The following is a 9,528-nucleotide window of genomic DNA, read 5'->3' on the forward strand; positions in this document are numbered from 1 at the left end:
GCTGGGCGGTCACTCGCTGCTGGCCGCGCAGATGATCGCGCGAATCAAGAAACAACTGAGCGTCAGCCTGCCGCTGCGCACGCTGTTCGAAAAGCCGCTGCTGAGCGAGCTGGCCGCCGAAGTGGCGGCGCTGACGACGACCACGACTGACGATGACTGGGACGATATGGACCAGTTCATGGATTCTCTGGAGGAAGTAGGAGCATGAGCGGGACCACAACTGCACGTATCGCCAAACGTTTTGTCGGTATGTCCCTCGATCAGCGCCGCCAGTTTCTCGCCAAGCTGCGTCAGGATGGTAAAGACTTCAGCCTGCTGCCGATCGTGGAAAGCCGACACGACGTCACACTGATCCCGCTGTCCTACGCCCAGCAGCGCTTGCTGTTCCTCTGGCAACTCGACCCGTCCAGCGACGCCTACAAGATGACCACCGGCCTGCGCCTGCGCGGGCAGCTCGATGACCGCGCCCTGCAACGCGCCTTCGACCTGCTGCTGCAGCGTCACGAAGTGCTGCGCACCGTGTTCCGCACCGATGGCGAGCAGCCGTGTCAGGTGATCCTGCCGTCGCTGTCGATGAACCTGGAACGCAGCGACCTCAGCGTCGTCGCCGCCGACCAGCGTGATGCCGAACTGGCGCGCCAGGTTGGCGCGGCCACGGCACGGCCGTTCGACCTGATCAATGGCCCGCTGCTGCGCGCCAACCTGTTCCAGATCGGCGCCGAGGACTTTGTGCTGGTGGTGTGCATGCACCACATCGTCTCCGACGGCTGGTCGATGGATGTGATGGTCAAGGAGTTCGCCCAGAGCTATCAGGCCTGCAGCCAGGGCAGCGAGCCCAACCTGCCGACGCTGCCGCTGCAATACGCTGACTACGCCATCTGGCAACGCCGTTGGCTGGAAGCCGGGGAGGGCGAGCGGCAACTGGATTACTGGCAGCGCCAACTGGGTGACGAGCAACCGCTGCTGGAAGCCGCCCAGGATTTCCCGCGACCACCAAGCCAGAGCTTCCGTGGCGAGCGCCTCGGCTTCGATTTCGGTGTGGAGCGCTCGCAGCGCCTGAACGCCTTCGCCCGTGCCCAGGGCATGAGCCTGTTCATGCTGGTGCTGGCGGGCTTTTCGCTGTTCCTTTCCCGTCAGTCCGGGCAGCGCGATATCCGTATCGGCGTGCCCAACGCCAACCGCGGCCGCGCGGAGACCGAGGGCTTGATCGGCTTTTTCATCAATACCCAGGTGCTGCGTTGCCAGATTGATGAGCGCGTGAGCTACCTCGATCTGCTCGGCCAGATCCGCGAAACCTCGTTCGACGCTCAGGCGCACCAGGACGTGCCATTCGAGCAACTGGTCGACCGCCTGGCGCCGGAGCGCAGCCTCGGCCACAACCCGCTGTTCCAGGCCAAGTTCAACCAGAACGTGGTGCTCAAGCAGGAGCTGTCGCTGAAGCTGCCGGGCCTGGAGGTCAGCGAGTACCCGTTGCACCGCGAGGGCGCGCACTTCGATCTGGCCCTGGACATCACCGACGACGGCACGCTGATCCACGGCGACATGACCTACGCCAGCGACCTCTACCAACGCAGCACCGTGGAAGCGTTCATCCCATCGCTGCTGACGCTGTTCGATGAGCTGCTGGAAGCGCCACGGGCGCCGCTGCTCAGCCTCGGCGCCTTGCCGCAGCCACAAGCGCAGGCGCCGCTGGCTGCCGCGCCGCTGGTGCTGGAGCAGTGGAACTGCCATGTCGCGCAGCGGCCTGACGCTCTGGCCGCTCGCTGCCTGAGCGAAAGCCTGACCTATCGCGAACTGGACGAAGCGGCCAACCGCCTGGCCCATCACCTGCTGGCGCAGGGCGTCAGTCCGGGCCAACCGGTGGCGCTGCTGATGGAGCGCTCGCTGGAATGGCTGACTGCGTTGCTGGCCACCCTCAAGGTCGGCGCGGTGTACATGCCGCTGGATGCCAAGGCGCCTGACGCACGCTTGCAGCAGATGCTGGAACGCGCCCGTGCGCGGGTGCTGCTGTGCGCTGCGGGCGATACGCGTCTGACTTCGCTGAAGATCGACGGCTGCGTGGCGCTGGCCTACAACCCGGCGTCCTGGCAGGCGCAGCCGGCCAACGTGCCGGCACAGAACGTCGACGCGCAAGCCCCGGCCTACGTGATCCACACCTCAGGCTCCACCGGCCTGCCCAAGGGCGTGCTGGTCAGCCACGGTGCCCTGGCCAGCTATGTACGCGGTTTGCTGACGCGCCTGGAACTGGCGCCGGAGGCGAGCATGGCGCTGGCCTCCACCATCGCTGCCGACCTCGGCCACACCGTGCTGTTCGGTGCGCTGTGCGCCGGCCGCACTCTGCATGTATTGCCGGAGGCACTGGGCTTCGACCCGGACGCGTTCGCCGACTACATGGCGACCCATCAGGTGGGCGTGCTGAAGATCGTCCCAGGCCACCTTGTCGCGCTGTTGCAGGCGTCCCGCGCCGCCGACGTGCTGCCGCGCCACGCCCTGATCGTCGGCGGCGAAGCCTGCCCGGCCGGGCTGGTGGAACAGGTCCGCCGCCTGCGTCCGCACTGCCGCTTCATCAACCACTACGGCCCCAGCGAAACCACGGTCGGCGTGCTGACTCACGAAGTCCGCGCTGATGATCCGCTGCCTCAGGTGGTGCCGGTCGGCACACCGCTGCCGGGTGCCTGCGTGCGAGTGCTGGATGACGTGCTCAACGGCGTGGCAGCGCGGGTGCCGGGCGAGTTGTATATCGGCGGCGACAGCGTGGCCCTGGGCTACCTCGGCCAGCCAGCACTGACCGCCGAGCGCTTTGTTCCTGACCCGCATGGCGCGGCCGGTGCGCGGCTGTACCGCAGCGGCGACCGGGTCCGGCGCAATCCTAAGGGACAACTGGAATTCATTGGCCGGGCCGACGATCAGGTGAAGATTCGCGGTTACCGGGTCGAGCCGGCGGAAGTCGCGCGGGTTTTGCAGACGTTGCCGTCGGTGACCCAGGCGGTGGTGCTGGCCGAGCCGCAGGACGGCGACGAGTCGCGCCTGCAACTGCTGGCCTGGTGTGTGGCCAGCGGCGTGCAGGCCGATGCCCTGCGCGAGCAACTGGCCGAGCTCCTGCCGGAATACATGGTGCCGGCGCAGATTGTCCTGCTGGAACAACTGCCGCTGACCGCCAACGGCAAGCTCGACCGCAAGGCCCTGCCCAAGCCGGGCGCGGTCAAACAGCGCTATGTCGCCCCGCAAGGCGAGATCGAGGAAAAGCTCGCCGCCATCTGGCGCGACGTGCTCAAGCTGGAACAGGTCGGCAGCACCGACAACTTCTTCGAACTGGGCGGCGACTCGATTCTCAGCCTGCAGATCATCGCCCGCGCCAAGCGCCAGGGCCTCAAGCTCAGCCCCAAGCAATTGTTCGAAAAGCAGACCATCGGCCAACTGGCCTCGGTAGCCAAGCTGATCGAGAAGAAGGCCGCCGCCGTGGTGGTCGAGCAGATCAGCGGCAACCTGCCGTTGCTGCCGATCCAGGCGCGCTTCTTCGAACTGGACATTCCCGCGCGCCAGCACTGGAACCAGTCGGTACTGCTTACCCCGACCCAGCCCCTCGACGCCGCGCACTTGCAGGCGGCGTTGCATGCGCTGGTCGAGCAGCACGATGCGCTGCGCCTGAATTTCGCCCGGCAGTACGCCGGCTGGCAGGCGGTGTTCGCGCCGCTCGACAGCGCCGAACTGCTGTGGACCCGCGAGCTGGACGCTGTCGCCGGCATCGAAGCGCTGGCCGATGAAGCCCAGCGCAGCCTCGACCTGAAGACCGGCCCGCTGCTGCGTGCGCTGCTGATCAAACTGCCGGCCGGCGAACAGCGCCTGCTGCTGGTGATCCATCACCTGGTGGTGGACGGGGTGTCCTGGCGCGTCCTGCTGGAAGACCTGCAACAGGCCTACAGCGCCATCGCTGCGGGCCGTGCGCCTGGCCTGCCGGCCAAGAGCACATCGTTCAAGGCCTGGGCGGAAAAGCTGCATGGCTATGCCGGCAGCCCGGCGCTGGAAGCCGAGCGTGATTATTGGCGCGCCACCCTGGCCGGCGCCGAAGACACGCTGCCGCGCGACAACACCCAGGCCAATCCACGGATTGCCGACGCCGCCCATGCTGCGTCGCAACTGAGCGCGGAGCTGACCGCGCAACTGCTCAAGGTGGCGCCGGCGGCCTATCGGACCCAGGTCAACGACCTGCTGCTGACGGCCCTGGCCCAGGTGCTGTGCCAGTGGAGCCAGCAGCCATCTGTGCTGATCCAGCTGGAAGGCCATGGCCGCGAAGACCTCTTCGACGACGTCGACCTGAGCCGCACCGTTGGCTGGTTCAGCAGCCTGTTCCCGGTCCGCCTGACGCCTGCCGGTAACGAGGCCGCTTCGATCTGCGCGATCAAGGAGCAACTGCGCGGAGTACCGGCCAAGGGTATCGGTTTCGGCCTGCTGCGTTACCTCGGCGATGTCGACTTCGCCCATGAACTGGCGGCCTTGCCGCAAGCGCGGGTGACCTTCAACTACCTGGGCCAGTTCGATGCCAGCTTCGATCGCCAGCAAGGCGTGCTGTTCGCCCCGGCCAGCGAACACGGCGGCCAGCCGCTGTGTCCAGAAGGCCCGCTGGGCAACTGGCTGAGCATCAACGGCCAGGTCTACGACGGCCAGTTGCGCCTGGAATGGGCGTTCAGCCGCGAGATGTTCCAGCCCGCCACCATTGAGGCCTTGGCCCGTGACTACGAACGGACCCTGACCGCGCTGATCGAGCATTGCGTGGCCGGCAACCAGGGCGTCACGCCTTCCGATTTCCCGCTGGCAACCCTGAGCCAGGCGCAGCTTGATCGCCTGCCGGTGCCTGCCGCCCGCATCGAAGACATCTACCCGCTGTCGCCGATGCAGCAGGGCATGCTGTTCCACAGCCTCTACGCGAAAGAGGCCGGCAACTACATCAACCAGTTGCGGGTGGACGTCGCGGGCCTCGACGCCGCGCGGCTGCGTGCGGCCTGGCAAGCGCTGCTGGACAACCACGAAGTGCTGCGCAGTGTCTTCGTCACCGAGGGCGACCAGCCGCTGCAAGTGGTGCAACGCGACGTGGTGCTGGCGTTCGTCGAAATCGACGCCCGCGAACAGGCTGACCGCGACACCTGGATCGACGACTGGGCCCGCGCCGAGCGCGACCAGGGCTTCGAACTGGCCGAGGGCCCGCTGCTGCGGCTGGCGCTGATCCGTACCGGCGACAACCGTTATCAACTTATCTACACCAGCCACCACATCCTGATGGATGGCTGGAGCAGTTCGCGGATGCTCGGCGAAGTGCTGCAACGCTACGCCGGCGCGCCGATTTCCCGTCAGGGCAGCCGCTACCGCGACTATATCCGCTGGCTGCAAGGCCAGGATGCGGCGGCCGGCCAGCGTTTCTGGCTGGAGCAACTGGCGAACCTCAACGAGCCGACGCGGCTGGCCCAGGCCTTCAAGGCCGGCGCTGATGGCGAGGGCTACGGCGAGTACCTGGAAGACCTCGACGCCGGGCTGTCCCGTCGCCTCGGCGACTTCGCCCGCGAGCAACGGGTCACGTTGAACACCTTGGTGCAGGCGGCATGGCTGTTGCTGCTGCAACGCTATACCGGGCAGTCCAGCGTCACCTTCGGCGCCACCGTGGCCGGGCGCCCGGCCGAACTGGCGGGTGTGGAAGAGCAGCTTGGCCTGTTTATCAACACCCTGCCGGTGGTCGGTAGCCCGCGTTCCGAACAGAGCGTTGCCGACTGGGTGCAACAGGTGCAGGGCCAGAACCTCGCCCTGCGCGAGTTCGAACACACGCCGCTGTACGAAGTACAGCGCTGGGCCGGCTGGGCGGGCGAAGCGCTGTTCGATTCGATTCTGGTCTTCGAGAACTACCCGGTGTCCGAGGCGCTGCAACAGGCCGCGCCCGACGGCCTGGTGTTCGGCGACGTGCACAGCCAGGAGCAGACCCACTATCCGCTGACCCTGGTGGTCAACACCGGTGAGCGCCTGTCGCTGCGCATCAGCCATGACCGCCGCCACTTCGGTGAGCAGGCAGTGGCGCAATTGGCGGCGCATTTCAATCATCTGCTGGGCGCGTTGATCGTTGATGCTGGTGCGCCGGTAGGTGGACTGGCGCTACCAAGTGTCTGGCACCAGGATGTGGCCAGCCATGAAAGCGAGCAGTGCATTCATCAGGTGATCGAAGCCCAGGCGGCGCGCGTGCCGGAAGCGATTGCGCTGACGTTTGGCAGCGAACAACTCACCTACGCCGCGCTCAATGCCCGAGCCAACCGGCTTGCGCACAAACTGCGCGAGCAGGGCGTGGGGCCGGATGTGCTGGTCGGGTTGTCGGTCGAGCGTGGGTTCGAGATGCTGATTGGCGTGCTGGCGATCCTCAAGGCGGGCGGCGCTTATGTGCCGCTGGACCCGGATTATCCACAGGACCGCTTGAGTTACATGATGGAAGACAGCGGGATTTCTCTGCTGCTGGCCCAGCCTCATCTGCTGCCTGCGTTGCCGGTTCCGGCTGGCGTGCAATCTTTGCGTCTCGATGAATCGCTGGACGGCTACAGCAGCGAAAACCTGGTCAACCTCACTTCGCCGGACAACCTGGCCTACGTGATCTACACCTCGGGTTCGACTGGCAAACCGAAGGGCACCTTGCTGCCGCACCACAACGTGCTGCGCCTGTTCAAGGCCACGGATGACTGGTTCAACTTTGACGGAAACGACGTCTGGACCCTGTTCCACTCCTACGCCTTCGACTTCTCGGTCTGGGAGATTTTCGGCGCGCTGATGTACGGCGGCCGTCTGGTGGTGGTGCCGCGTGAAGTGACCCGTTCGCCGGAAGACTTCCATCAGATGTTGGTGGATGAAAACGTCACCGTGCTGAACCAGACGCCTTCAGCCTTCAAGCAACTGGCGCGGGTGGCCTGCGAGTCGCCCGCCGAACTGGCGCTGCGCTACGTGGTGTTTGGCGGTGAAGCGCTGGATATCGGCAGCCTGCAGCCCTGGTTCGAGCGCTTCGGCGACCAGCAACCGCACCTGATCAACATGTACGGCATCACCGAAACCACCGTGCACGTGACCTACCGCCCGATCAGCAAGGCCGACCTGTTGCAGGCCGATGTCAGCCCGATTGGCGAGGCCATCCCGGACCTGTCGTGGCATGTGCTGGACACTGACTTCAACCCGGTGGCGCTGGGCGTCAGCGGCGAGTTGCATGTTGGCCACGCCGGCCTGGCCCGTGGTTACCACCACCGTGCCGCGCTGACCGCCGAGCGTTTTGTGCCGAACCCGTTCGCCAAGGACGGCAGCCGTCTTTACCGCACCGGCGACCTGGCCCGCTACCGCGCCGAGGACGTGATCGAGTACGCCGGCCGTATCGACCACCAGGTGAAGATTCGCGGCTTCCGTATCGAGCTGGGCGAAATCGAAGCGCGCCTGCAAGCGCATGCTGCGGTGCGCGAAGTGATCGTGCTGGCGGTGGAGGGCCCGAGCGGGCAGCAACTGGCGGCGTATCTGGTGCCAAGCGCGCTGGAACAGGATCCGCACACACTGCGCGAAACCCTGAAGGCGCACCTGAAATCCAACTTGCCGGACTACATGGTGCCGACGCACCTGATCGTGCTCGATGCCATGCCGCTGACTGCCAACGGCAAGCTGGACCGCAAGGCCCTGCCCAAGCCCGATGCGGCGCTTCTGCAAGGCGAGCACGTAGCGCCGGTCAGCGAGCTGGAGAAGCAACTGGCGGCAATCTGGGCCGAGGTGCTGAAGGTGGAGAAAGTCGGTCTGACCGACAACTTCTTCGTGCTGGGCGGCCACTCGCTGCTGGCGACCCAGGTGGTCGCACGGGTGCGTCAGCAACTGGGCCTGGAGCTGTCGCTGCGCGCGCTGTTCGAGGCCGAGGACCTGGCCGCGTTCGCTGCGGCAGCCGGGCAGGGCGCGGCCAACAGCGCTCCCGCCTTTATCCACGCTGATCGCGATCAGCCGCTGCTGCTGTCTTACGCCCAGCAACGCCAGTGGTTCCTCTGGCAACTGGAGCCGGACAGCGCCGCCTACAACATCCCTGTCGCCTTGCGCCTGAATGGCTCGCTGGATATCGAGGCGCTGGAATCGAGCTTCGCCGCGCTGATCGCCCGTCACGAAACCCTGCGCACCAGCTTCCGCCAGGACGGTGAACAGGCGGTGCAGATGGTGCATCCGGCAGCGCCGTTCGTGCTGGCGGTGGAGCAACTGGCCACGGGTGAAACCCTGCGGGCCTGTGTCGAGCAGGAAGTGCAGCGGCCATTCGATCTGCAACAGGGGCCGCTGCTGCGGGTCAAGCTGTTGCACCTGGGCGAACACGAACATGTGCTGGTGCTGACTCAGCACCACATCGTCTCCGATGGCTGGTCGATGCCGATCATGGTCGATGAGCTGGTGCGCCTCTACGAAGGCTTCAGCCAAGGTCGGGAAGTCGCGCTTGGTGCCTTGCCGATCCAGTACGCCGACTACGCCCTGTGGCAACGCACCTGGATGGAAGCCGGCGAGAAAGCCCGGCAACTGGACTACTGGACCGCCCAACTGGGTGGCGAGCAGCCGGTGCTGGAACTGCCGATGGACCGTCCACGTCCGGCGATCCAGCAACTGGCGGGCGCGCGCTGCGCCATCGCGCTGGACACCGCGCTGGTGGACAACCTCAAACAGGTGGCGCGGCAGCAGGGCGTGACCCTGTTCATGCTGCTGCTGGCATCGTTCCAGACCCTGTTGCACCGCCACAGCGGCCAGACCGATATTCGCGTCGGCGTGCCGATCGCCAACCGCACCCGTGCCGAGACCGAGGGGCTGATCGGCTTCTTCGTCAACACCCAGGTGCTCAAGGCCGAATTCGCTGCGGGCGACACCTTCAGGCAGTTGCTGCAACAGGTCAAACAGACCGCGTTGCAAGCCCAGGCCCATCAGGAATTGCCGTTCGAGCAGTTGGTGGAGGCGTTGCAGCCGCAGCGCAGCCTCAGCCACAGCCCGCTGTTCCAGGTGATGTTCAACCACCAGACCGAGGTCAAGGGCGAGGGCCGCGAGCTGTCTGGCCTGACCGTCGAAGGACTGGAGTCGGACAGCCAGGCCGCCCAGTTCGACCTGACCCTGAACACCTCCGAACATGCCCGTGGTCTGTTTGCCGAACTGAGCTACGCCACCGCGCTGTTCGACGCGGCGACCATCGAGCGTCTGGCCGGGCACTGGCGCAACCTGCTGCAAGGCATCTGCGCCGATGTCGGGCAGCGCGTGGCGGCCTTGCCGTTGCTGGACGCCGCCGAGCGCCAGCAGATCGTCGTCGAGTGGAACCGCAGTGAGGCCGACTACCCGCGTGAGCATTGCTTGCCGGCGCTGTTCGAGGCCCAGGTGCTGGCGACGCCGGATGCTACTGCGTTGGTGCTCGGTGACGCGTCGCTGAGTTATGCACAACTGAACTCCCGCGCGAATCAACTGGCCCACAAACTGCGCGAACTGGGCGTGGACCCGGACGTGCTGGTGGGTGTCGCGCTGGAA

Annotated in this window: 2 protein-coding genes; both read left to right on the forward strand. The window is 66.1% G+C overall.

Going from position 1 to position 9,528, the window contains the following annotated elements; all coding sequences use genetic code 11:
* The coding region (locus DM374_RS31780) for a phosphopantetheine-binding protein (protein ID WP_157969791.1) at positions 1–208 on the forward strand (208 nt) is incomplete at its 5' end.
* Positions 205–9,528: non-ribosomal peptide synthetase (locus DM374_RS31785; RefSeq protein ID WP_110973445.1), on the forward strand; the 9,324-nt coding region annotated here is incomplete at its 3' end. The genes DM374_RS31780 and DM374_RS31785, both read left to right, overlap by 4 nt.

The sequence above is a fragment of the Pseudomonas huaxiensis genome (genome assembly GCF_003231275.1).
In the GTDB taxonomy this organism is placed as follows: domain Bacteria; phylum Pseudomonadota; class Gammaproteobacteria; order Pseudomonadales; family Pseudomonadaceae; genus Aquipseudomonas; species Aquipseudomonas huaxiensis.